The organism is Novilysobacter longmucuonensis (genome assembly GCF_046600735.1).
Lineage (GTDB): Bacteria > Pseudomonadota > Gammaproteobacteria > Xanthomonadales > Xanthomonadaceae > Novilysobacter_A > Novilysobacter_A longmucuonensis.
The window spans coordinates 1-23,073 of sequence record NZ_JBJMAW010000016.1 but is presented as its reverse complement, the minus strand read 5'-3'; the positions used below and the strand labels follow the sequence as shown (position 1 = coordinate 23,073).

17 protein-coding genes and 3 pseudogenes are annotated in these 23,073 nt (G+C 68.1%); 17 read left to right on the top strand and 3 right to left on the bottom strand.

Annotated features, from left to right (window positions below; genetic code table 11):
* Positions 1–274: 274 nt before the first annotated feature.
* The gene (locus ACJQWM_RS12545) at positions 275–1,615 is read left to right on the top strand and encodes a metal-dependent hydrolase family protein (protein ID WP_332706506.1); all 1,341 of its coding nucleotides are present in this window, start codon (positions 275–277) and stop codon (positions 1,613–1,615) included.
* 7 nt (positions 1,616–1,622) lie between these two features.
* Positions 1,623–1,874, top strand: a complete 252-nt coding sequence (locus tag ACJQWM_RS12540) for a SemiSWEET transporter (RefSeq protein ID WP_332706503.1) — start codon at positions 1,623–1,625, stop codon at positions 1,872–1,874.
* Between the two features lie 55 nt (positions 1,875–1,929).
* On the opposite strand, the gene ACJQWM_RS12535 is transcribed toward ACJQWM_RS12540, so the two are convergent.
* The gene (locus ACJQWM_RS12535) at positions 1,930–2,553 is read right to left on the bottom strand and encodes a DUF998 domain-containing protein (protein WP_332706500.1); all 624 of its coding nucleotides are present in this window, start codon (positions 2,551–2,553) and stop codon (positions 1,930–1,932) included.
* A gap of 101 nt (positions 2,554–2,654) precedes the next feature.
* Here ACJQWM_RS12535 and trxA point away from each other — a divergent pair, with 101 nt between their 5' ends.
* The 6 genes from trxA to ACJQWM_RS12505 all read left to right on the top strand — a co-directional run bounded on the left by trxA (position 2,655) and on the right by ACJQWM_RS12505 (position 11,039).
* Positions 2,655–3,530: a thioredoxin gene (gene trxA / locus ACJQWM_RS12530; protein ID WP_332706497.1), complete on the top strand. Its 876-nt coding sequence runs from the start codon at positions 2,655–2,657 to the stop codon at positions 3,528–3,530.
* 468 nt (positions 3,531–3,998) lie between these two features.
* Positions 3,999–6,017 carry a bifunctional serine/threonine-protein kinase/formylglycine-generating enzyme family protein gene (locus ACJQWM_RS12525; protein ID WP_332706494.1) on the top strand — a complete coding sequence of 673 codons (2,019 nt, stop codon included), beginning with the start codon at positions 3,999–4,001 and terminating at the stop codon, positions 6,015–6,017.
* 834 nt (positions 6,018–6,851) lie between these two features.
* Entirely contained in the window at positions 6,852–7,595 is a 744-nt protein-coding gene (gene coxB, locus ACJQWM_RS12520; protein WP_332706491.1) for a cytochrome c oxidase subunit II, read from the top strand.
* Positions 7,592–10,111 (top strand): cytochrome c oxidase subunit I, encoded by a 2,520-nt coding sequence (gene ctaD / locus ACJQWM_RS12515; RefSeq protein WP_332706488.1) that lies wholly within the window; start codon positions 7,592–7,594, stop codon positions 10,109–10,111. Before coxB ends, ctaD begins: the two co-directional genes overlap by 4 nt.
* On the top strand, positions 10,108–10,497 hold the full coding sequence (locus ACJQWM_RS12510) for a hypothetical protein (RefSeq protein ID WP_332706485.1): 390 nt from the start codon (positions 10,108–10,110) through the stop codon (positions 10,495–10,497). Before ctaD ends, ACJQWM_RS12510 begins: the two co-directional genes overlap by 4 nt.
* 8 nt (positions 10,498–10,505) lie before the next feature.
* On the top strand, positions 10,506–11,039 hold the full coding sequence (locus ACJQWM_RS12505; protein ID WP_332706482.1) for a DUF2231 domain-containing protein: 534 nt from the start codon (positions 10,506–10,508) through the stop codon (positions 11,037–11,039).
* A gap of 22 nt (positions 11,040–11,061) precedes the next feature.
* Here the strand turns inward: ACJQWM_RS12505 and ACJQWM_RS12500 are convergent, their stop codons facing one another.
* On the bottom strand, positions 11,062–11,523 hold the full coding sequence (locus tag ACJQWM_RS12500) for a CopD family protein (protein ID WP_332706479.1): 462 nt from the start codon (positions 11,521–11,523) through the stop codon (positions 11,062–11,064).
* Positions 11,524–11,657: 134 nt separating this feature from the next.
* On the opposite strand from ACJQWM_RS12500, the gene ACJQWM_RS12495 reads away from it, so the two are divergent.
* The 9 genes and pseudogenes from ACJQWM_RS12495 to ACJQWM_RS12455 all read left to right on the top strand — a co-directional run bounded on the left by ACJQWM_RS12495 (position 11,658) and on the right by ACJQWM_RS12455 (position 21,123).
* Positions 11,658–12,614, top strand: a complete 957-nt coding sequence (locus ACJQWM_RS12495) for a cytochrome c oxidase assembly protein (RefSeq protein WP_332706476.1) — start codon at positions 11,658–11,660, stop codon at positions 12,612–12,614.
* Between the two features lie 160 nt (positions 12,615–12,774).
* Positions 12,775–13,461, top strand: coding sequence for a DUF502 domain-containing protein (locus ACJQWM_RS12490; RefSeq protein WP_332706473.1), 687 nt, complete (start codon positions 12,775–12,777; stop codon positions 13,459–13,461).
* Between the two features lie 132 nt (positions 13,462–13,593).
* Positions 13,594–14,178, top strand: coding sequence for a hypothetical protein (locus tag ACJQWM_RS12485; protein WP_332706470.1), 585 nt, complete (start codon positions 13,594–13,596; stop codon positions 14,176–14,178).
* 248 nt (positions 14,179–14,426) lie between these two features.
* The gene (locus ACJQWM_RS12480) at positions 14,427–15,266 is read left to right on the top strand and encodes a DUF2382 domain-containing protein (protein WP_332706467.1); all 840 of its coding nucleotides are present in this window, start codon (positions 14,427–14,429) and stop codon (positions 15,264–15,266) included.
* A gap of 308 nt (positions 15,267–15,574) precedes the next feature.
* The gene (locus ACJQWM_RS12475) at positions 15,575–17,422 is read left to right on the top strand and encodes a DUF885 domain-containing protein (protein ID WP_332706464.1); all 1,848 of its coding nucleotides are present in this window, start codon (positions 15,575–15,577) and stop codon (positions 17,420–17,422) included.
* Positions 17,423–17,796: 374 nt separating this feature from the next.
* Positions 17,797–19,146, top strand: a pseudogene (locus ACJQWM_RS12470) (GAF domain-containing protein); the annotation flags it as partial.
* Positions 19,147–19,188: 42 nt separating this feature from the next.
* Positions 19,189–19,584 (top strand): annotated as a pseudogene (locus ACJQWM_RS12465) (PAS domain-containing protein); the annotation flags it as partial.
* 9 nt (positions 19,585–19,593) lie between these two features.
* A pseudogene (locus tag ACJQWM_RS12460) lies at positions 19,594–20,361 on the top strand (PAS domain-containing protein); the annotation flags it as partial.
* Between the two features lie 30 nt (positions 20,362–20,391).
* A complete protein-coding gene (locus ACJQWM_RS12455; protein ID WP_411306872.1) occupies positions 20,392–21,123 on the top strand; it encodes a sensor histidine kinase in 732 nt (243 codons plus the stop codon).
* A gap of 183 nt (positions 21,124–21,306) precedes the next feature.
* Here ACJQWM_RS12455 and ACJQWM_RS12450 read toward each other — a convergent pair whose 3' ends face one another.
* Positions 21,307–22,737 carry an MFS transporter gene (locus ACJQWM_RS12450; protein ID WP_332706461.1) on the bottom strand — a complete coding sequence of 477 codons (1,431 nt, stop codon included), beginning with the start codon at positions 22,735–22,737 and terminating at the stop codon, positions 21,307–21,309.
* Positions 22,738–23,073: the final 336 nt, after the last annotated feature.

The following is a 23,073-nucleotide window of genomic DNA, read 5'->3' as shown; positions in this document are numbered from 1 at the left end:
TCGGCACTGCGGGAGGGGAACCGGGAAGCCTACCGCAGCGCACAAAAGGCCGCCATGAGGGTGGCGGTTGCCCGGCCTTCCCGCCGACGTAAGCGCGCCCCTGTAGGAGCGACGTGAGTCGCGATAACGCCAGCAATCGAAGCGACGTCATCGCGACCCACGTCGCTCCTACAAAGAAATCGCTCTCTATGCCGCCATCGGTGGAAACCGGCACATCGCGCGCCGCTCGCGGTGTGCTTCAATCGGGCCCTTCGTCCTTGCTGGAAGCCGCCCCATGTCCAAGCCGACCCTGCTCGCCCTGACCGCGTTCGCCGCGGTGCTCGCCAGTCCCGCCGCCCCGGCTGCCGCTGCTGACGGCGGCCCGGTCGCGTTGCAGTGCGGGCAGTTGTTCGACGCGCGCAGCGGCCGGGTGCTCGACGCGCGCACCGTGGTCGTGCGCGAGGGCAAGGTCGCCGAAGTGCGCGAGGGCCTCGTCGCCGTGCCCGGCGCGCAGGTGGTCGACCTGTCCGGCCACACCTGCTCGCCCGGCTGGACCGACCTGCACGTGCACATGGGCAGCCAGTCCAGTCCGCAAAGCTACTCGGAGGGCTTCCGCCTCAGCGACGTCGATTACGCGTTCCGCGCCGCCGATTTCGCCGGCAAGACGCTGCAGGCCGGTTTCACCAGCGTGCGCGATCTCGGCGGCGAGGTCACCCCGCACCTGCGCGATGCGATCAATCAGGGCCTGGTCGAGGGCCCGCGCATCTGGGCCGCCGGCAAGTCGATCGCCACCACCGGTGGCCACGCCGATCCGACCAACGGCCTCAACGACGCGCTCTCGCACTTGATCGGCCCGCCGGGCCCGACCGAGGGCGTGATCAACTCGGTCGCCGACGCGCGCCAGGCCGTGCGCCAGCGCTACAAGGAAGGCAGCGACGTGATCAAGATCACCGCGACCGGCGGCGTGCTGTCGTATGCCAGGTCCGGCGACGCGCCGCAGTTCACCGTCGAGGAGATCGAGTCGGTGGTCGACACCGCGCGCGACTACGGCTACAAGGTCGCCGCGCATGCGCACGGCGAGGAAGGCATGAAGCGCGCGGTGCTCGGCGGCGTCGACACGATCGAGCACGGCACGTACATGAGCGACGAAGTGATGTCGCTGATGAAGGAGCGCGGCACCTGGTACGTGCCGACCATCTATGCCGGCCGCTTCGTCGCTGAAAAGGCGAAGATCGACGGTTACTTCCCCGATGTCGTGCGGCCCAAGGCGGCGCGCATCGGTGCGTTGATCCAGGACACCGCGGCGCGTGCGTTCGATGCCGGGGTCAAGATCGGCTTCGGCACCGACATGGGCGTGGGCCCGCACGGCGACAACGCCCGCGAGTTCCTCTACATGGTCGAGGCCGGCATTCCCGCGGCTACCGCGCTGCAGGCGGCGACCATCCGCGCCGCCGAGGTACTCGGTGTCGACGACCAGGGCGTGGTCGAGGCCGGCAAGCGTGCCGACATCATCGCGATGCCGGGCAATCCGGTGGCCGACATCAATGCGGTGATGGACGTGGATTTCGTGATGAAGGACGGCCAGGTCTACCGGATGCCGGACGCCGAGCGCGAGCCGGCCGGCCCGGACGCGTGAGCTGCGCATGAGCGGCGAGTGGATGGGCTACGTCGCCGCGACGCTGACCACGGTGGCGTTCGTGCCGCAGGCGCTAAAGACCCTGCGCAGCCGCAACACGCGCGATATCTCGCTGAGCATGTACGTGGTGTTCACCGCCGGCATCGGCTTCTGGCTGGGCTACGGCATCTGGCTGGAGTCGTGGCCGATGATCGGCTGCAACAGCGTCACGTTGCTGCTGGCCGGCGCGATCCTCGGGATGAAGCTCCGCTACGGCTGAACGTCGTCGAGCCGCAGTCGTAGGGTGGGCACGCCTTTTGTGCCTTGTGCCCACCCTACGAGGGCAGATCTTCTGTCACCGAGCCACGCCCGCGGCTGACAGCGATATAGGCCAGCAGCCACGCGCCCAATGCGATGCGCTGCGCGATCGGACCCGGCACCAGCACCGGCGGCAACGCGGCCAGCAACAGCACCACGATCGCGCATACCGCCATCAGCATGGCCAGCATGCGCCACGCCGCCACCCGCCCCAGGCCCGCCGCGAGCAGCAGCGCACCGGGCACGAACCCGATCCACCACAGCGTCCAGGCCGTCGCATGGCCGCGACTCTGCGCGCCGTCGAGGTCGCTCGGGTCCAGCGGCAGCAAGCCTTGCGCGGCAAACGCCAGCGCCGACCACACCAACAGCCAGACCCCGACGCCGGCACTGCGCCGCGCCATGTCCGGCAGCCGCGCGCGCAGCGCCACCGCCGTGATCGCCAGCAACACCCCCGGCAGCACGAAACCGAGCAGGTTGAATGCCAGCGCCCGCGGGATGCCGCTGGCGCCGAGCAGCCCGAGCGGATGCTGCGCGTGCAGGTAGCCGTCGAGCATCGCGGCGAAGCCGAGCACGGCGCTGGCGCACAGCAGCGCGCCGATCCAAGCGGCATGGCGCGGGATGGAAAGGGGCGGTCGGTTCATCGCTCAATGCTAGCGTGCCCGGCACCACGCGCGGCGGGTTGCCCCGACCGACGGATGCCCCCATCTTGCGCACACCTGCGACCGACCGGATGTTGAAAACGATGATCTCCGAAACCGCCACGACCCACGTCTTCGACGCGACCACCGACAGCTTCGAGAGCACGGTGCTGCAGAAATCACTGCAGACCCCGGTGCTGGTCGACTTCTGGGCCGAGTGGTGCGGGCCGTGCAAGCAGCTCGGGCCGATCCTGGAAAAGCTCGCCGGCGAGTACCACGGCGCGTTCGAGCTGGCCAAAGTCGACGTCGACAAGGAACCGCAACTGGGCGCGGCCTTCCAGGTGCGCTCGATCCCCACTGTGTTCCTGGTCAAGGACGGGCAACTGCTGGACGGCTTCCCCGGCGTGCTGCCCGAGGGCCAGATCCGCGAGTTCCTGAAGCACCACGGCATCGAGCCGGCCCCGCCGGCCGAGCCCGAAGATGCCGCACCGGCCGAGGCCGCGCCGCTGGATCCACATGCCGAGGCGGCGCGGCTGCGCGCGGAGCTCGCCGCGGCGCCGGACCAGGACGAGCTCAAGCTCGACCTGGCACTGGCGCTGGTGCAGACCGGCGCGACGGGCGAAGCCGAGCAGCTGCTCGACAGCCTGCCGGCCAACCTTGCAGTCGACGATCGCGCGCAGCGGGCGCGGGCGCGGCTGGTGTTCGCGGCGCTGCTCGAAGGCGCGCCGCCGGCCGAAGTGCTGGAACAGGCGCTGGCGGCAAATTCCGACGACCTGCGCGCGCGCCACCTGCTGGGCGTGCATCACATCGTCGGCGGCCGGCCCGAGGCCGGGCTCGAGCAGTTCATCGAGATGCTGAGCCGCGACCGCGGATTCGAGGACGGCCTGCCACGCAAGGCACTGATCGACGCGTTCCGCATCGTCGACGACGCGGCACTGGTGGGTCGCTATCGCCGCAGGATGTCCTCGCTGCTGTTCTAGAGCTCAGAAGCTATGGAGCTTTGTGGTCCGCAAAGGACGCAAAAAAAGCGAAAAGACTTCGTTCAAGGCAAGAGGTGGCATGAATTCCGGGAGCATCGCCGGCCCGCTGGATTTCTCTTCGCCCTTTTTTGCGCCTTTCGCGTCCTTTGCGGACCAACCGCATTACTCGTCCCGCAGCTCAGGCGGCAGCGACACCTGCCAGTGGACGCCGCGGGTGTCGTCGAACAGCGCGACGCGCAGCGCGGTGCCGTTCTCGCTGACCTACGCTTCATGTCCCGTCCCCTGGTTTGCGCCTCGACGGCAGAAAAGTCGCGTCGAGAGTCATCCTCCGGCACGCCGTCCGGCGCCCTCACACCGTACTCACGCGGTGACCGGTCGAGTATCGGCGGTTGGGAGTAGCCGAGGCAAACGGCGTTCACAGCCAAGCAGCCACAGGGGTATGCTCAACATCCGCGACAGGGGGCGGGAATGTCTTTGACCGTGCCGGACGAACAACACACCGCACCGCCGCTGCCGGAAGTCTCCGGCTACCGGCTGCTGCGCGTGATAAACCACGGCGGCATGTCGACGGTGTACCTGGCCGAGCAACTGGCGTTGTCGCGCGAGGTCGCGGTCAAGGTCATGGCGCCGCAGGCGCTGTCGGACGAGGTCAGCCGCCGCCGCTTCGAGAACGAGGTGCGCACCATCGCGCGGCTCGAACACCCGCACGTGGTCACCATCTACGAGGTCGGCCGCACCCACGAGGGCCTGCCGTACTACTCGATGCCGCACATGTCGCGCGGCCACCTCGGCCAGCGCTCGTTCCACCAGGAGGTGATGGCCGGCGACGAGAGCCGCGTACTCGCGATCATGCGGGCACTGCTGTCGGCGCTGGAATACGCGCACGCACGTGGCGTGGTGCACCGCGACGTCAAGGCCGAGAACGTGCTGTTCAACGACTCCGAGCGGCCGATGCTGGCCGACTTCGGCATCGCGCTGCGCCGCGGCTTCGGCCCGCGCGTCACCGCCAGCGGCCTGGCGGTCGGCAGCACCGCCTACATGGCGCCGGAACAGGCCCGCGGCGAAAGCGTGGACGGCCGCGTCGATTTGTACAGCCTGGGCGTGCTGGTCTGGGAAATGCTGACCGGTGAACTGCCCTATCGCGCCTCAGATGCGCTGTCGATGGCGGTCATGCACGCGCAAGACCCGATTCCTAAACTGCCGCCGGCGCTGCGCCACTGGCAGCGCTTCATGAACCGGGCGCTGGCCAAGCAGCCCGGCGAGCGCTTCCACGACGTCGCGCAGATGCGCGAGGCGGCCGGGCAGGTCGAGAAGCGGCGCCCGATCTCGGCGGTGATTCCCCCGCTCCAGGGGCTGCTGGCGGCCATGCGGCCGCGTGCACTGCCGCTGCTGATCGGCGTCGGGGCGGTCGCGGTGGCGATCACCATCGTGCTGCTCGCACGCGGCGACGGCGGCCGCGACGGCTTCTTCCGCATGGCCGGCAGCGATGAACCGCCCGCCGTCACCAGGGTCGATCCGACCGAATCGATGATGCGCCCGCTGCCCGAGGCACCACTGCAGGTCGCGCTGGAGAACGCGCGCCGGCAGATCGCCGCGCGCAACCTCACCGCGCCGCAGGGCGACAACGCCTACGCCAGCGTGCTGGCGGCGTGGGAAGCGGACCCGGACAATTCGCACGTCCAGCAGATGATCGGCCAGCTCACCAACGCCTTCACCGGCGAAATGGTGCGGCACCTGCGCACTGGCAACATCGGCCGTGCCCGCGAATACCTCGGGCACGCCAGGCAGCTGGCGCATCAGACCGGCACGGCCGACTCCGACGCGCACTGGGCCCTGCGTGAGCAGGCCGGCGAGGCCCTGCAGGCGCGCGCCGAGGCCGCCGCGCGCGTGTTCGACCGCGAGACCGCACAGGCCACCGCGGCGCTGGCGCAGGAGTTCGGGGTGACCGGCGATGCCGCCAAGCGGCTGGCGGCGGTTACCGAAGGCATCCCGCGCCGCGGGGAACAGCTGCCGGGCGATCCGATGGGCGCGGTCATGGGCAGCGGCGATGTCGCGCTGAGCCGCAGCCCGATCAGCCGTGCCGAGTACACCCGCTTCGCCACCGCCACCGGCCGCGAAGGTGCACTGTGCCGCGAACGCGTCTCGCTGCTGCGCGTGATCGACCCGCGGGACTGGCGCGCGCCGGGCTTCGAGCAGGACGAAAGCGACCCGGTGGTGTGTGTATCGATGGCCGACGCGGAAGCCTACGCGCAGTGGTACAGCGAGCTGACCGGCAACGACTACCGCCTGCCGAGCGCGGCCGAATCTCGCCAGATCGCGGCGGCCATCAGCGGCCGAGAAATCTCGCTGTGGCTGCGCGACTGCGGCGAGGATTGCCAGCAGCGCCAGGTGCGCGGCAGCTCCTGGCGCAGCGAACAGGACCAGCGCGCGCTGAGCGCGTCGCGTGGTTACGACGACGTCGGCTTCCGCCTGGTGCGCGAGCTTTAGCAGCGCCCGCGTCGGCGCGGTCGCGTAGAGCCGTGCTTGCTCATCTTCCTGCGGTGCAGCGGAGCAAGCTCCGCTCTACATTGCCGCTGGGCTTTCGTAGGAGCGGCCCATGGCCGCGAGCTCTTCGCGCAGGTCGCAAAACAGCCTGGTCCGATGCAACAGGACCCCAGCGCCGCGACTGCGGTTCGCCGGCCTCGGGTCGAAAAGCATCGCGGCCATGGGCCGCTCCTACAGGGGTTGCGACGCGGTCCGTAGAGCCGAACTTGCTCGGCTTCGTGAGGTGCAGCGGAGCAAGCTCCGCTCTACACTGCCGCTGGCTTTCGTAGGAGCGGCCCATGGCCGCGAGCTCTTCGCGCAGGTCACGGAACAGCCTGGTCCGATGCAGCAGGAACCCAGCGCCGCGATTGCGGTTCGCCGGCCTCGGGTCGAACAGCATCGCGGCCATGGGCCGCTCCTACAAGGGTTGCGAGCCGTCCGTAGAGCCGAGCTTGCTCGGCTTCGTGCGGTGCAGTGGAGCGAGCTCCGCTCTACGTCGCGCCTTTGCGGGGCATCCTGCGTTTTCACCACCCGTTCTCCACGGGTGTGACCGAATAAGCGCTGCGCACCAGCGTCGGCGCGACCACGCGTGCCAATCACCGAGACACCGACGACGCTTCACCTTTACGAGGGAAGGTCACCGATGAGCCCGCTCGCCCACCTGCGGTCCCGCGCCAGTCGCCAAGCCTCCGCTCGATGATGCACCGCAAAGAGCGAACCCGACCCGGTCGGGCAGGCAGGAGCGGCTTGCAGGCAAGGGCTGCCGGGTCGGGGCGACTGCGATGGGGCGCAGCGCGCATGTTTTTCGCAGCATCCGTGCTGGCGACTGGTGGCTGCGGCGGCGTGCAGTCGGCGCTGGACCCGGCCGGCCCGGCGGCGGCCGCGATCGCCGACACCTGGTGGTTGATGGCCATCGGCGCGACGCTGATCTGGGCGCTGGTGATGGTGCTGCTGTGGTACACCCTGGCGCGGCGCCAGGACGGCCCCGAGTTCGCCCATGGCACCGGCTTGATCGTCGCCGGCGGGTTGGTGTTTCCGTCGCTGGTGCTGATCGCGTTGCTGGTCTACGGCACCGCGGCCGGTCGCTCGGTGATGGCGATGGACCAGCCGGTCGATCTGGTGGTCGAGGTCGAGGGTCGGCAGTGGTTCTGGACCTTCCGCTACCTCGACGCCGACGGCCGACCCGCGGCGGCGACCCGCGACGTGCTCGCGCTGCCGCTGGATGCGATGGTCGAGTTCCGCGTGAGCAGCGCCGATGTGATCCACAGCTTCTGGATCCCGCGCCTGGGCGGCAAGATCGACGTGATCCCCGGCCGGGTCAACACGCTGCGGCTGCGCGCGGACGTCGCCGAACCGATGCGCGGGCAGTGCGCGGAGTTTTGTGGATTGCAGCACGCGCACATGAGCTTTGAGGTGGTGACGTTACCGGCCGCCGAGTTCGAGCGCTGGCTCGCCGCCGGCGGTGCCGCGCCGCTGCCGCGCTCCGCGGTCACCCCCGCCGCCCCCGTCCCTACCTCTCCCGACGCCGAGACACGACAATGACGCCGGCGCACGCCGCTGCCCGCGACGACGGCGGCCCCCTGGCGGCGCTGCACCGCGTCTGGAGCAATGCCTCCGGCCTGGTCGGCCAGCTCACCGCGGTCAACCACAGCACCGTCGGGCTGCGCTTCATCGCTACCGGCTTCGCCTTCCTGCTGGTCGGCGGGATGCTGGCGATGTTCATCCGGCTGCAGCTCGCATGGCCCGGCAACCAGGTGCTCGACCCGGAACGCTACAACCAGTTCGTGACGATGCACGGCACCACGATGATGTTCCTGTTCGCGGTGCCGATCATGGAAGGCTTCGCGATGTACCTGATCCCGAAGATGCTCGGCGCGCGCGACCTGCCGTTCCCGCGCCTGAGCGCGTTCGGCTATTGGTGCTATCTGTTCGGCGGGCTGTTCCTGTATTCGAGCTTCTTCTTCGGCGGCGCGCCCAATGGCGGCTGGTTCATGTACGTGCCGTTGACCGGGCCGACCTACACGCCGGGGCTGAGCGCGGACTTCTGGCTGATCGGGGTCACCTTTGCCGAGATCGCGGCGGTCACCGCGGCGGTCGAGCTGATCGTCGCGATCCTGCTGACGCGCGCGCCGGGCATGAGCATCCAGCGCATGCCGCTGTTCGCCTGGTACATCCTGGTCACCGCCTTCATGATCGCGTTCGGCTTTCCGCCGCTGATCCTGGCCAGCGTGCTGCTGGAGATCGAGCGCGCGTTCGGTTTCGCGTTCTTCGAGGTCGCCCGCGGCGGCGATCCGCTGCTGTGGCAGCACCTGTTCTGGCTGTTCGGGCATCCGGAGGTCTACATCATCTTCCTGCCGGCCGCCGGCGTGGTGTCGAGCCTCATCCCGACCTTCGCGCGGCGCCCGATGGTCGGCTACAGCTGGATTGTGCTGGCGGTGATCGCGACGGGCTTCCTGAGTTTCGGACTGTGGGTGCACCACATGTTCGCGGTCGGCATACCGCTGCTGTCGCTGAGTTTCTTCAGTGCGGCGAGCATGGCGGTGGCGATCCCGACCGGCATCCAGGTGTTCGCATGGCTGGCGACGCTGTGGACCGGCAAACCGTGGCTGCGCATCCCGATGCTGTACCTGGTCGGGTTCTTCTTCATCTTCGTGCTCGGCGGGCTCACCGGGGTGATGCTGGCGCTGGTGCCGTTCGACTGGCAGGTGCACGACACCCACTTCGTCGTCGCGCACCTGCATTACGTGCTGATCGGCGGGATGATGTTCCCGCTGTTCGCCGGGCTGTATTACTGGCTGCCTCTGATGACCGGGCGGATGCCGTCGGAGAGCATCAGCCGCACCGGCTTCTGGCTGGTGTTCCTCGGCTTCAATTTGACCTTCCTGCCGATGCACCTCACCGGCCTGCTCGGCCTGCCGCGCCGGGTCTACACCTACTCGGCCGAGCTGGGCGTGTCGTGGCTGAACCTGTTCTCGACCGCGGCGAGCTTCGTGCTGGCGATCGGGATCATCGCGGTGCTGGTCGATGTAGTGCTTTGCCTGCGCCACGGCCGGCGCGCCGAGCGCAATCCCTGGCGCGCCGGCTCGCTGGAGTGGGCGGTGCCGGTGCCGGTGCCGCCGTACAACTTCGCCTCGGTGCCGACCGTCGCCAGCGGCTATCCGCTGTGGGACCGGCCCGAATTGGCCGAGCAGAGTGCGCGCGCCGATGGGCTGCTGGCGCGCGGGCATCAGGGCAGGCGCGAGATCCTCGGCACCAACCTGCTGTCGGCGGCGCCGGAGCAGGTGATCCGGATCTCGGGTTCGACCTGGCTACCGCTGCTGAGCGCCTTGTCGATCGCCGCGCTGCTGACCTGTTTCATTGCCAAGCTCTACCCGCTGGCGGCACTGGCACTGCTGCCGATCATCGCCATGTTCGGGTGGTGGCTGTGGACTACCGGCGACCGCCATGCCCCGTCCCATCGCGACGCGGCCGCGGACCTGCGTCTGCCGACGCAGACGCTCGCGCGCAACGCGCCGGGCTGGTGGGCGCTGGTGATCGCGCTGCTGATCGACGGTTCGCTGTTCGCCTCGTTGGTGTTCTCCTACTTCTATTTGTGGCTGGGCGCGCCGGTGTGGCCGCCCCCGTCCAGCGCCATCGGCGGCTGGACGCTGCCGGTGATCGCCGTGCTCATGCTCGGCGCCAGCGAACCGGTGATGCGCTGGGCGCTGCGGAGCAATGACGGTAACCGTCAGGGGCACCTGCGGCTGGGGCTGGCGATCGCTGCAGCGCTGGGCCTGGGTTTCCTCGCGACCCATGTGCTGGCGCTGTCAGGCTCGGTTGGCGCGCCGCAGACACACGCCTATGCCTCGGTGGTGTGGACGCTGGCGGGCTTCCACGGCGTGCACCTGCTGGTCGGGGTGCTGGTGGCGGCGCTGGTCTGGGCGCGCTCGCGCCGCGGCCATGTCGATGCGCAGCGCCGGCTGGAGGCTCGCATCGCCGCGGCGTTCTGGCGCTACGTAGTGGCGCAGGGCCTGGTCATGTGGGCGGTGGTGCAGCTGTTTCCGAGGATGCTCGAATGACCGACCGACTGGACCCGTATCGCCTGACTGTCGCGGCCGCGCCGCTGGCGGTGTGGGCGCTGCATTTCGTCGTCGTCTACAGCCTGGTCGGGCTGGGCTGCGAGCAAGGCTGGCATCTGCGGCGGATCGCCGGGCTGGAACTGCTGACGTGGACGCTGCTGCTGGCCACGGCCGCGGCGCTGGGCGCGATCGGGTGGCTGGGCTGGTGGTCATGGCAGGCTTGGCGACGGGTTTCCGGCCGATCGCCTTCTGCCGGCGAGGCGGCCGAGACGCTGCAGCGGCGCCAGCGGTTCCTGGGCCTGGCCACGCTGCTGTCGGCGCTGCTGGGGTTCATCGCGGTGGTGTTCACCGCCACGCCCATTTTCATGCTGCCTTCGTGCACCTGAGGAGATTCATGTTCGGTCGCTCCAAAAAAAACGCTCCGCCCAAGAAGTACACCCGCAAGGTGCCCAGCGTGATGGCGCTGCACAAGCATCCGATCCATCCGATGCTGGTGGTATTCCCGATCGCGTTCCTGGGCACGATGTTCCTGACCGACATGGCCTACGTGCTGCGGGGTGACGAGTTCTGGGCGCTGGTGTCGTTCTGGCTCAATCTCGGCGGCCTGGTGATGGGCGTGATCGCCGGTGCGATCGGCATGGGCGATTTCATGATCCTGCGCGAGGTGCGCAACCACGTCTCGGCCTGGAGCCACTTCATCGCCGCGGTGATGCTGCTGGCGCTGGCGGCCGCCGGGGTGTGGCTGCGCTGGCCCGACCCGGTCGCGGCGATCTGGCCATGGGGCCTGCTGCTGTCGGCGGTGACCGCGGCGGCGGTGATGGTGGTCGGATGGCTCGGCGGCACCCTGAGTTTCCGCCACGGGGTCGGCGTCTACGGAGAAAAGCCGCCGCCGCCCGATGCCGAAGGCAACACCCCGGCGGCCGAATAGCCCAGGTCGATTGCCGCGAAGATCACCGCGCCGACGGAGCATGCAGCGGCGGTGGCGGCAATGGCGGCACGGTTTCGGGCTTGGCCGCGGTCAGCGCGACCAGCATCAGCAGCAGCAGCAACGGAACCCACCCGAGTACGTGGTAGAAGCCAGCGTTATGGCGATCGCGGCCCTGCTCGAGCTCAAACATCGCCACCCCCAGATACAGGTGGATGGCCACGGCCAGCGCGACCACGGTCAGCTTCAGTATCAGCCACGCGCCGATCGGACCATAGGCGATCAGCACCATGCCCAGCGCGATGGTGACCAACCCGGCCGGTGACATGATCCGGAAGAACAGCATCCCGGCGATCGGCACGAAATGCGCGCGGTCGGCATCGGCTTCGGCGCGGTGTCGCGCTGCCAGCAGGCGCGGCAGGAAAAACAGGCCGGTGAACCACACGGTCATCGCCGCGATGTGGAAGAACTTCAGCCAGAAGTACACGCGCTGCTCCGCGGACGCCGTGACCTGCCACCGTATTCACGCACGCCGCAAGGCATCGTGACGCCCGGACTAGGCGGCGCGAGCCATCCTATGCAATCGCATCGACGCTTCCCGCGGTTTGCTACGGTTCGCCGATGCGCCCGCGTCCGCCCCGGAGTTGCATCGTCGCGAGCCTCGCCACACTGGCGGCGGTGCCGAATGCCGCGCTCGCACACGGCCCCGACGAGGCCCCCACCCTCGCGACCGCCTGGTCGCTGTCGCCGTGGTTCCTGGTCCCGGCATTCGCGCTGCTGGCGCTTTACCTGCTCGGCCTCGGCCGCCTGTGGCAGCGCGCCGGCCCGGGCCACGGGGTGTCCGCGGTGGAGGCGGCCACATTCGCCGCCGGCGTGCTGGCGCTGTTCCTCGCGGCGGTGTGGCCGCTGGATGCCTACGGCGAATGGTCGCTGGCGGCGCACATGGGACAGCACATGCTGCTGCTGGCCTTGGTCCCGCCCCTGCTGCTGGCCGGCCGGCCAATGGCGGTGATCGCGCACGCATTGCCGCGGCGCTGGGCTCGGCCGCTGCACCGGTGGATCGAGCGATTGCATGCACCCATCGTCGCCGGACTGGCGCTCGCCACCGGCGTGCATGTCGCGGTGATGGGTCTGTGGCACCTGCCAGCCGCGACCGCCGCCGCGCTTGCCGACGACGGCGTGCACTGGATCATGCACGGCAGCTTCCTGCTGGCCGGACTGTGGTTCTGGGCGGCGCTATGGCACCGCATACGCGAGCCGGCGGCCGGAGTCGGCCCGGCACTGGTCGCGATCGTGGTGGTGATGATGCAGATGGGGTTTGTCGGCGCGCTGCTGACGTTCTCGCGCCGCGCGCTCTACCCAGTCTATGCCGAACGCGCGCCCTTGCTGGGACTGGAGGTGCTGGCCGACCAGCAGCTGGCCGGGCTGATCATGTGGGTGCCAGCGTCGGTGCCCTACCTGATCGGCGGGCTCTGGCTGATGCGACAGGGCCTGCAGCGCGCGGAGCGGCGCCAGGCCGACGCCGACGTGCAGGCGGCAAAGGCATTGGACGCGGATCAACGCGGAAACAGCGGATAAGACATAGATAAGAGCGGAAAGTAGTAAGTAGAAAAACAAAAAAACTTTTCTGCTCTGATCCGCCTTTTTTTCGCTCTGATCCGCGTCAAAGGATCTGGCTTTCGCTCTGCGATCACGAGGACGAGCCGCAACACCGCGCGCCGCCACTACAATTGGCCGCATGTCCAGCTCCCCTGCCCCGCGCGCCAGCTTCAAGGCGACCCTGCTGACCGGCCTGCTGACCCTGTTGCCGCTGTGGCTGACCTGGGTCGTGGTCAAGTTCGTGTTCGTGCTGCTGTCGGATGCCAGCCGTCCGTGGACCGCGCCGGTGCTGGTGCAACTGGCGGCCATCAGCCCCGGCACGTTCGGCTGGCTGGTCGAGCCGTGGGTGCAGACCGCGATCGCGTTGATCGCGACCCTGTGCGTGATCCTGCTGTCGGGGGTGATGGCGCGGCGCGTGTTCGGCCAGCGCATGCTGCGCTGGTTCGAGTCGCTGATCCGGCGCATCCCGTTCGCCAACACCATCTACGGCAGCGCGCGGCAACTGCTCGACATCCTGCAGACCAAGCCCGACGGCACCCAGCGCGTGGTGCTGGTCGACTTCCCGCACACCGAGATGAAGTCGATTGGTTTTGTCACCCGCGTGCTCAAGGAGCACGGCACCGGCCGTGAGCTCGCCGCGGTGTACGTGCCGACCACGCCCAATCCGACGTCGGGCTACCTGGAAATCGTGCCGGTCGAGAAGATCACCCCGACCGACTGGACCGTCGACCAGGCGATGAGCTTCATCATCTCCGGCGGCGCGGTGTCGCCCGAGTCGATTCCGTTCTCGCCGCCGCCGGCCGCGGGCCCTGCGCGGTCCATTTAGGCGCGACCGTCCGTTGCAGCGGCCGTCGCTTCCGACGCCTCGATGCGTCGTGAGCAGGCCCTACGCACGTTCACCACGTAACAACGTCGCGCGAGTTAGATTTTTTGGTCCATCCCCAAGCAGGAGCAGGTCATGGCCAAGATCGACATCGAACGCAAGAAAACCGTGTGGCCGTGGATCGTCGGCCTGATCGTGCTGCTGTTGGTCATCTGGGGCCTTTTCGAGTTGCTGGACAACGATGCCGAACCGGCCATGGTCCCGCCGGCGGCGACCGCGCCAATGACAGATCCGGCGGTGGATCCGGCCGAACCCGCCGCGCCGATGGACCAGCCAGTCTCCATAGCGCCGATGCCGCCACCGCCTACCGATGCCGACAACACGTCGATCCCGGTCGGGGCGATCATCATCGGGCCGAGCGAATTCCTGGGTCAGCCGGTCGTGGGCACCGCCGAGGTCGCGGATGTTCCGTCCGACCGTGGCTTCTGGCTCGAACAGGCCGGGCAGCGCATTTTCGCGGTGATCGCCCAGTCACCCAACATGGAAGACGAAATCAACATCAACGCTGGTCAGCAGGTGCGTCTGGCCGGAATCGTCTACGACAATGCGCTGGCCTCGCAGATCGCCGGCGGCCTGGACTCCGAAACGACGCAGATCATCGCCGACCAGCCGGCGTTCCTGCTGGTCGATGCGCGGAACGTCGAAATCATGGACCGCTGAAATTCAGGATTCCGACTGACCCAGATCGGCGCCTTCGAAGGCCGGGATTCCCGGCCTTCCTTGTTTCCTGGAAGCCAAAGCTGTTCGCTTCGCAGCACGACACCCAATTGTGAACACGACATCTCAACATTTCGATCACGCCCTCGGGACAGTGCGCTTACGTCCCGCCCGATAAGGTTTCAGGCCCGGAAGCCAGACCCCCTTTTCTCCGGGAACAACAGGAGTTTTTGGCTCCTCGGAGACTTTTCATGCAACAGAAAACGCCATACCCAGAAGGTACAAACCAGAATCCGGGCGCCAGCGCCATCGGTCACCTCGCGCGTCTCCATGATCTCCACGATTACAAGGTCGCTCATGGCGAGCCGCATGTGCGCGGCTGGCACGTCAAGACCGCGGATGGCCGGGAGGCCGGCAAGGTCGACGACCTGATCGTCGACACCGAGGCGATGCAGGTGCGCTACCTCGACGTCGAGTTGGACAAGAAGACCTTCAAGCTCGACGAAGATCGCCATGTGCTGCTTCCGATCCGCGATGCCCGACTCGACGACGACGAAGACGAAGTCGTGCTCGGGGCGATGACCGCCGACCAGCTGACGGCCCTTCCGCCGTACCGACCCGGCGACGCGATCGCCTCCGGCGCGATGCCACCGCCGCGCGCGGAGGACACCCAGCAGTTCTATGGCAAGCGTGGTGGAACCGGCGGCGTGCAACGTATGACACTTTCCGAAGAGGAAATGAGGGTCGGCAAGCGCGAGAAGCAAGCCGGCGAGGTCGACGTCCACAAGTCGGTCGAATCCGAGCACGTGTCCAAGCGGGTCCCGGTCTCGCACGAGGAGGTCTCGGTCGAACGCCAGCCCGTATCGGGCGACACCCCACGGGCGGGTAGCAGGATCGCCGAAGACGAGGTGCGCATACCCGTGAGCGCCGAGGAAGCCGTGGTCGAGAAGCGCACCGTACCCAAGGAAGAAGTCGTGATCCGGAAGAAGCAGGTACAGGGCGAGCAGAACGTCGAAGCGGACCTCAAGAAGGAACGCGTCGATGTCGACCGCAGCGGCGGTGCCAAGGACCAGGACAAGCGACGGCACTAGCCCCACATCGGTCCAATCGATACGATCCAGGGCGCAAGGCCGGCAGCGATGTCGGCCTTCTGCGCATCCGGCGCTTCCGACAGCGGGAAAACAGCATCCGCCAGCCGGAACAATCGGAGGCCTACGACCGTCCTCCGCGGCTTTGCATGCGCGGCAGCGTGGCAGAGTTCCGGGCGCCTGCCTGAGCGCTGCGGCGTGATGACCGCAGCGCGACGCCGTCGCTTTCACCGCACATCGTTCACCGCAAACCCCACTGCCCTCGGTCTATGCTGCTTTCACCCCATCAAGCCCTGGAACCGGAGATCGTGATGAATACCCGTGACGCACATCGCTCCCTGCTCGCATTCGCGCTTGCGGCCGCTTTGGCCGGCTGCGCCTCGACCCTGCCTGCCGGAAACGGAACCGGCACCGCCGCAACCGCGGCCGGCGCCGATACCGCTGCCCAGGTCGCCGACGACAAGGCCGAGCGGCTCGACGCGCTTTACGCGCAGTACTGGGAGGAGATGCTCGAGCTCAACCCGCTGGCCGCCACCTACCAGGGCGATGACCGCTACAACGACCGCCTGCCGAATTTCCTCTCCGAGCAACACCGCGACAAGTCGCGCGCGTTCACCCAGCGCTGGCTGGAGACCATCCAGAGCGTCGGCCCGGAGGGACTGGAGGGCCAGGACCTGCTGAGCTACCAGATCTTCGTGCGCGATGCGAAGAACTCGTTGGAATCGGACCAGTACCCCGGCTGGCAGCAGCCGATCAACCAGTTCTACAACTTCGCCTCCACCGCAGTGCAGCTCGGCTCCGGCACCGGTGCGCAGCCGTTCGACACGGCCGAGGATTACGACAACTGGCGCCAGCGCGCCTCCAGGATCCCGGTGCTGTTCGACCAGGCCATCGCTAACAGCCGTATCGGCATGCAGACCGGCGTGGTGCAGCCGCGTGCACTGATGGAGAAGGTGATCCCGCAGCTCGACGCGCTGATCAAGGACGACGCCGAGGACACCCTGTTCTGGCGACCGATCGAAACCCTGCCCGAGGATTTCTCCGACGCCGAGAAACAGCGCATCACCGCCGAGTACCGGACGATGATCGAGGACGAGCTGATGCCCGCCTACCGCGAGATGCGCGAGTTCATCGCGCAGGAATACCTGCCGGCCACGCGCGCGAGCTCCGGCATGGCGGCGCTGCCCGGCGGCGAGGCGTGGTACGCGTTCAATGCGCGCAACTCGACCACCACCGACCTGACGCCGGCGCAGATCCACCAGATCGGCCTGGACGAGGTCGAACGGATCCACGGCGAGATCCGCGGCGTGATGGAGACCGTCGGGTTCGAAGGCACGATGCAGGAGTTCTTCGAGTTCATGAAGACCGACCCGCAGTTCACCTTCGAAACCGAAGAGGCCCTGCTGGCCTATTACCGTTCGCTGGAGGACAAGGTCAACCAGAAGGTGCCGGAGCTGTTCTCGCTGACGCCCCGCGCCGGCTTCGAGATCCGCCCGGTGGAGGCGTTCCGCGCACAGTCGGCCGCCGGCGGCTCGTACATGCGGCCCAGCGAGGACGGCAGCCGTCCCGGCATCTTCTACGTCAACACCTACGACCTGCCCACCCGCAGCACCTGGGATGCCGAGGACCTGTTCCTGCACGAAGCGATCCCCGGCCACCACTTCCAGATCGCGCTGCAGCAGGAGCTGACTGACCTGCCGATGTTCCGCCGCTTCGGTGGCGAAACGGCGTTCACCGAAGGCTGGGGGCTGTATGCCGAGTCGCTGGGCCGCGATCTGGGCCTGTACCAGGACCCGTACAGCTACTTTGGCTACCTGCAGAACGAGCTGTGGCGTGCGATCCGCCTGGTGGTCGACACCGGATTGCACAGCAAGGGCTGGACCCGCGAACAGGTGATCGCCTACATGCTGGAGAACTCCGCCACCAGCGAAACCTCGGCCATCTCCGAGACCGAGCGCTACATGGCGATCCCCGGCCAGGCGCTGGCCTACAAGATCGGCGAGCTGAAGATCCAGGAGCTGCGCGAGCGGGCCGAGCGCGAACTCGGTGCCGATTTCGACATCCGCGAGTTCCACGCCGAGGTGCTCAAGGACGGCTCGGTGCCGCTGGAGATCCTCGAGGGCAAGATCGAGCGCTGGATCGACGCGAAGAAGGCCTGAGCCGCGCGGCCCCGCGGCGCTGCGCGGGTAGAGCGGAGCTTGCTCCGCTGCGTCCTCGTCCCTGGGCTAGAGCAGCCGAGCAAGCTCGGCTCTACCAGGGTGTGAAGAGCCCCGGACGACCCGGCGCTCGCTGCGAGCGCAGCTCGCATGGCCTCGCCCCAGCCCGCGTCACGCAAACCGCCGGAGGCGCCTGAATGCTCCGCCACCGCCCCCGCGCAGCCGATGGGCTGATCCCGGGATGGCTGTCACAGTATTGCCTGCAATCGGGGGCAGCTCGGCCGGCCCGGGGCGCCTTTGAATCACGTAGACCTAACCGCGCTTGGAATAACCTACCTAGAGGCGCGCGGGGAAGCGGCCGGGGACACGGAAAATAAATGACTCGACGCGGCAAGGTTTCTTTACAACAGGATCATGCCCGCCCCGTTTCCGGGCAGGAGCGCGAAGCCCCGCCAGAAGGTGACGCGCACTACCGCACGCTGTATGCGGCGCTCCCGGTCGCGGTGTTCGTCTGTGACCGCGATGCGGTGATCCAGAACTACAATCAGCGCGCTGCTGAATTGTGGCAGCGTGAACCGGAGACCGGCGTCGAGCGCCACTGCGGCTCGATCAGGCTGTGGCTGCCCGACGGCACCCATCTGCCGCATGCGTGCAGCCCCATGGTCGAGGTCCTGCGCACCGGCGAAGAGTGCCGGAGCGTCGAAGTCTCGATAGAGCGGCCGGACGGGTCGCGGCTCCCGGTCATCGCCAACTTCTGTCCGCTGAGGGACGCGCACGGACAGGTTGAGGGCGTGATGACCACCTTCGACGACATCAGCGAGCGCAAACAGGATCAGACCCTGGTGGCCGAGCAGGGCCGTCTGCTGGAGCTGGTCAGCGACTCCAAATCGCTGCCCGACTGCCTGGCCGCGGTGGCCCAAGCGGTGGGGCGACTGCAGCCCAACACGCGCGCCTGCATCCTGCTGGCAGACGAGGCGCACACGCGGTTTACCAGTTGCCATGCCATCGACCTCCCACCGTCCTTCTGTGCCGGCCTGAAGGACGCGCCAATCGGTGACCTGGCCACCGGCACCTGCGGCGATGCGGTCTATTGCGGCAAACCCATTGCCTGCCCCGATATCGAGAAGGACCGACACTGGTCGCAGCCATGGCGCGAGCTGTGCATCGCCCACGGCATCCGCGCGTGCCATTGCGAGCCGGCCATTGGCACTGACGGCCGGCCGCTCGCCTCGGTCATGCTTTGCTTCAAGGAGGCGCGCGAGCCGAGCGAATGGGAACGACGCATCGCCGAATTCGGCGCGCACATCGCGGCGATCGCGATCGAGCGCGACCGCGGCGCGCAGGCCCTGCGCCGACGCACCAGCCAGTTCCAGACCCTGCTCAACGAAGCACCGCTGGGGATGTTCCTGGTCGACGGAGATCTGCGCATTCGCGAAATCAATCCCGAAGCGCTCCAGGTGTTCGGCGCGATCCCCGACCCGGTCGGCCGCGATCTCGAGGAGGTGATCCGGATCCTGCAACCGCAGGCGGTGGCCGACGAAGTCGTCGCGCGTGTCCACCACACGCTGGAAACCGGCGAATCGTACGTGGTGCCCGAATTCGCTGAGCAACGCCACGACACCACCGAGTATTACCACTGGCAGATCAGCCGCATCGGATTGACCCACGTTGGGCACGCCCGGGACGAGCAAAGCGGCGGCGAGCACGGCGTGGTCTGCTACTTCCAGAACATCTCGGAGATCGTGCGGGGCCGCAAGGCGCTGGAGCGGATGAGCGCCGAATCCGAGCGGCAGCGGCGGTTGTACGACACCATCCTGTCGCACACGCCCGACCTGGTCTACGTGTTCGACCTCGACCATCGGTTCGCCTACGCCAACAAGGCGCTGCTCGCGACGTGGGGCTTGTCGTGGGACGCCGCGGCGGGCAAGACCTGCCTGGAACTCGGCTATGAGCCGTGGCATGCCGCGATGCACGACCGCGAGATCGACCAGGTGATCGCCAGTAAACAGCCGGTTCGCGGCGAGGTGCCGTTCACCGGCACCCAGGGGCGCCGGGTCTACGACTACATTTTCGTGCCGATCCTGGGCGCAGACGGCGAGGTCGAAGCCGTCGCCGGCACCACCCGCGACACCACCGAGCGCAAGCTCGCCGAAGAAGCGCTTCGGGAGAGCGAACGGATATTGGCCGAGGTGTTCGACGCGGCGCCGGCGTTCATGGCGGTGCTGCGCGGGCCGCAGCTGGTATTCGAGAAAACCAATCCGGCCTATTCCAAGCTGGTCGGCGAAGGCCGCGCGATGGTCGGCAAGCCACTGTTGGAAGCATTGCCCGAGATCGCGGACCAGCCGTTTCCGTCGATTCTCCGCGGGGTGATGGAGACCGGCGAAGCGTTCCGCGGCACGGGGGTGCGTGTGCTGCTGCAACGTTCCGGCGGGCCGCTGGAGGAGCGCTGGGTGGACTTCGTTTACGAGCCCCTGCGCGAGCCCGACGGCACCGTCTCGGGCGTGCTGGCGCACGGCATCGACCTCACCGAGCGCGTCACGGCCGAGGAATCGCTGCGCAAGAGCCGCGCTGCGCTGGAGTTCACCCTCGAATCGGCACAGGTCGGCGACTGGGACCTGGACCTGGTCACCGACACCTCGCGACGTTCGCTGCGCCATGACCGCTGCTTCGGCTACCGGCAACCGATACCGGAAGGTCAGTGGGGCTTCGAGGCGTTCATCCGGCATGTGCATCCGGAGGACCGCGCGAACATCGAGCGCGAGTTCCGCGAAGCGCTGACCGAGCTGAAGGAATGCCACTTCGAGTGCCGCGTGGTATGGCCGGACGGCAGCGTGCACTGGATCGCCGCGCACGGCAGCCTGTATCGCCCCAGCGGCGACCCGGCCGACACGCCGACCCGGATGCTCGGCATCGTGGTCGACATCACCGAGCGCAAGCGCAACGAGGAGGCGCTCCAGCAGAGCGCCAACGAGATGCGCCAGGTGGCTTCGGAGTTGTCCGAGGCCGACCGGCGCAAGGACGAGTTCATCGCGATGCTGGCCCATGAGCTGCGCAATCCGCTGGCGCCGATCAGCAACGCCTTGCAGGTACTGCGGCTGCAGGACCGTCCGGGCGAGGGCTCCGGGTCGATGCTTCAGGTGCTTGAACGCCAGGTCGGCCAACTGGTCCGCCTGGTCGATGACCTGCTCGACGTCAGTCGCATCAGCCGCGGCAAGATCGAACTGCGGCGCGAGCGGATCGAACTGGCCGCCGCAATGAACGGCGCGGTCGATGCCTCCCGGCCGCTGACCGAATGCATGGACCACACACTCACCGTCACGCTGCCGCCCGAGCCGCTTCACGTGGATGCCGACCCGACCCGCCTGGCCCAGATCCTCGGCAACCTGCTCACCAACGCGTGCAAGTTCACCGATCGCGGCGGTCACATCAATTTGGCCCTGGAACGCGACGGAGGGCAGGCGGTCATCCGGGTGCGGGACGACGGCATCGGCATCGCTGCCGGGCAGCTCACCCGCATCTTCGAGGCCTTCACCCAGCTCGACACCTCACTGGAGCGGTCGGTCAGCGGGCTGGGCATCGGCCTGTCGCTGGTCAAGCGCCTGGTGGAACTGCATGGCGGCACGGTGGACGCCCACAGCGCCGGCGCCGGGCAAGGCAGCGAATTCATCCTGCGCCTGCCGATCGCGCCTGACTGCCCCTCGTAGGCGGAACTCGTAGGCTGGGCTGCCAACGCCGCGGATTCGCACCGAAAGCGCGGGGCTTGCCAGCTGTAGGGTGGGCACGCTTTCCGTGCCCACCATCGCCAGCACGGTGGGCACAAAAAAACGTGCCCACCCTACGCCTGCCTCGCACCGAAAACGCTCCGCTTGCCAGCCCAATGTCCGGCATCACGTGCCCGGCCGCTGCGCCGGCTTCGGCTCGCTGACTTCCCTGCCGGCTTCGGCACGGCCGGCCATCTCCGCGCCGGCATCCGGCGCCAGCCGCGCCATCATCCAGGCCGAGCTGGCCGAGACCAGTCCGACAGTGAGGAAGGCGAACCCGAAGTTGATCGCCGCCTCGATCGGCTGCCCGGTGGCGGCGCTGGCCACGCCCAGCGCATAACCGCCGATCGTCACCCCGATCGCCAGCGACACCTGCTGCGCCATCGCCGCGAAGCCGCTGGCCTGGCCCATTCGCGCCGGTTCGACCTGGGCGTAGACGATCGCATTGAGGCTGGTGAACTGGAGCGAACGGAAACAGCCACTGACCAGCAGCACCCCGACGATCAGCGGATACGGCGTCTCCGCGCGGAACAATCCGAAGCCGCACAACAGCAGCGAGGCGAGCAAGGCGTTGGCCACCAGCACCGGCCGGAACCCGAACCGATGAAGAACGCGCGCGGCGATAGTCTTCATGAACATCGCGCCGACCGCGGAGGTGAAGGTCAGCAGGCCCGATTGCAGCGGCGTCAGGCCGAAGCTCAATTGCAGCATCAGCGGCAGCAGGAAAGGGGTCGCGCCGATACCGATGCGGAACAGCGAGCCGCCCAGCACGCCGATGCGGAAGGTCGACAGCCTCAACAGCCCCAGGTCGATCAGCGGATGGGCGTGGCGGCGCGCGTGGCCGACATATAGGCCCAGGGCCGCCAGGCCAACCAGCAGACAGACCAGCGCCAGCGACGTGCTCACCAGGTGTCGGCCGAGGGTCGAGAATCCGAAGATCGTCAGCGCCAGACCGCTCGCCGACAGCCCGAAGCCGCGCCAGTCCAGCGGCTTCACCGGCTGCCGCAGCAACGGGATGTGGCGCCAGGCCAGGTAGATGCCGAGCAGCCCGATCGGCAGGTTGATCAGGAAGATGAAACGCCAGTTGCCGTAGGTGGTGATCAGACCGCCCAGCACCGGCCCTAGCACCGGCCCCAGCAGCGCCGGAATGGTCAGCCAGCTCAGGGCCTGCACCAGTTGCGACTTGGGTACCGTGCGCAGCAGCACCAGCCGCCCCACCGGCACCATCATCGCCCCGCCCATGCCTTGCAGGAAGCGCGCGGCGACGAGGCTGCCCAGCGAACCGGCGGCCGCGCAGCCCAACGAGCCGAGCAGGAACACCGCGATCGCGGCCATGAACGTCGGCCGCGCCCCGAAGCGATCCGCCACCCAGCCGCTGACCGGAATGAACACCGCCAGGGCCAGCATGTAGGTGATCAGCGCCAGTTGCAGCGCCACCGCCTCCACCCCCAGGTCGCGTGCGATCACCGGCAGCGAGGTGGTGATCGCGGTGGAATCCATGTTCTCGATGAACAACGCGGTCGCGACGATCAGCGGCAGCAGGCGTTCGCGTCTCACCGTTGGTGCAGGGTCCTGTCAGGAAACAAGGGCGTCATTTTCGCTGGCCGGTGCGTTGGCCGGCGTGAGCGGAACCCGCGCGCCATCCGCGGCCGCCGGCATGGGCGCCGCCATGTCGTGTGAGCCAAGGCCGGCGAACACAGCTCGGCGCGGTCGGGCGAGCTCAACGTGGGCGGGTGATGCGCTCGCAAAAACAGGAAGGGCCGGCAATGCCGGCCCTTCCGTTGTACCCCGGACCAGGTGCGATCAGCTGGCGGTGGAGCCGCTGCGCGAACCCGAGCCGGTGCGCCCGCCCGGCCCGCCGCGGCGCTGCGGGCCGGCATGCGCATGGCGCGG

Bases quoted from the DNA above. Each gene is read 5' to 3' on its own strand.
- ACJQWM_RS12545 (WP_332706506.1), top strand. From the start codon at position 275: ATGTCCAAGCCGACCCTGCTCGCCCTGACCGCGTTCGCCGCGGTGCTC.
- ACJQWM_RS12540 (WP_332706503.1), top strand. From the start codon at position 1,623: ATGAGCGGCGAGTGGATGGGCTACGTCGCCGCGACGCTGACCACGGTG.
- ACJQWM_RS12535 (WP_332706500.1), bottom strand. From the start codon at position 2,553: ATGAACCGACCGCCCCTTTCCATCCCGCGCCATGCCGCTTGGATCGGC.
- trxA (WP_332706497.1), top strand. From the start codon at position 2,655: ATGATCTCCGAAACCGCCACGACCCACGTCTTCGACGCGACCACCGAC.
- ACJQWM_RS12525 (WP_332706494.1), top strand. From the start codon at position 3,999: ATGTCTTTGACCGTGCCGGACGAACAACACACCGCACCGCCGCTGCCG.
- coxB (WP_332706491.1), top strand. From the start codon at position 6,852: ATGTTTTTCGCAGCATCCGTGCTGGCGACTGGTGGCTGCGGCGGCGTG.
- ctaD (WP_332706488.1), top strand. From the start codon at position 7,592: ATGACGCCGGCGCACGCCGCTGCCCGCGACGACGGCGGCCCCCTGGCG.
- ACJQWM_RS12510 (WP_332706485.1), top strand. From the start codon at position 10,108: ATGACCGACCGACTGGACCCGTATCGCCTGACTGTCGCGGCCGCGCCG.
- ACJQWM_RS12505 (WP_332706482.1), top strand. From the start codon at position 10,506: ATGTTCGGTCGCTCCAAAAAAAACGCTCCGCCCAAGAAGTACACCCGC.
- ACJQWM_RS12495 (WP_332706476.1), top strand. From the start codon at position 11,658: ATGCGCCCGCGTCCGCCCCGGAGTTGCATCGTCGCGAGCCTCGCCACA.
- ACJQWM_RS12490 (WP_332706473.1), top strand. From the start codon at position 12,775: ATGTCCAGCTCCCCTGCCCCGCGCGCCAGCTTCAAGGCGACCCTGCTG.
- ACJQWM_RS12485 (WP_332706470.1), top strand. From the start codon at position 13,594: ATGGCCAAGATCGACATCGAACGCAAGAAAACCGTGTGGCCGTGGATC.
- ACJQWM_RS12480 (WP_332706467.1), top strand. From the start codon at position 14,427: ATGCAACAGAAAACGCCATACCCAGAAGGTACAAACCAGAATCCGGGC.
- ACJQWM_RS12475 (WP_332706464.1), top strand. From the start codon at position 15,575: ATGAATACCCGTGACGCACATCGCTCCCTGCTCGCATTCGCGCTTGCG.
- ACJQWM_RS12455 (WP_411306872.1), top strand. From the start codon at position 20,392: ATGCGCCAGGTGGCTTCGGAGTTGTCCGAGGCCGACCGGCGCAAGGAC.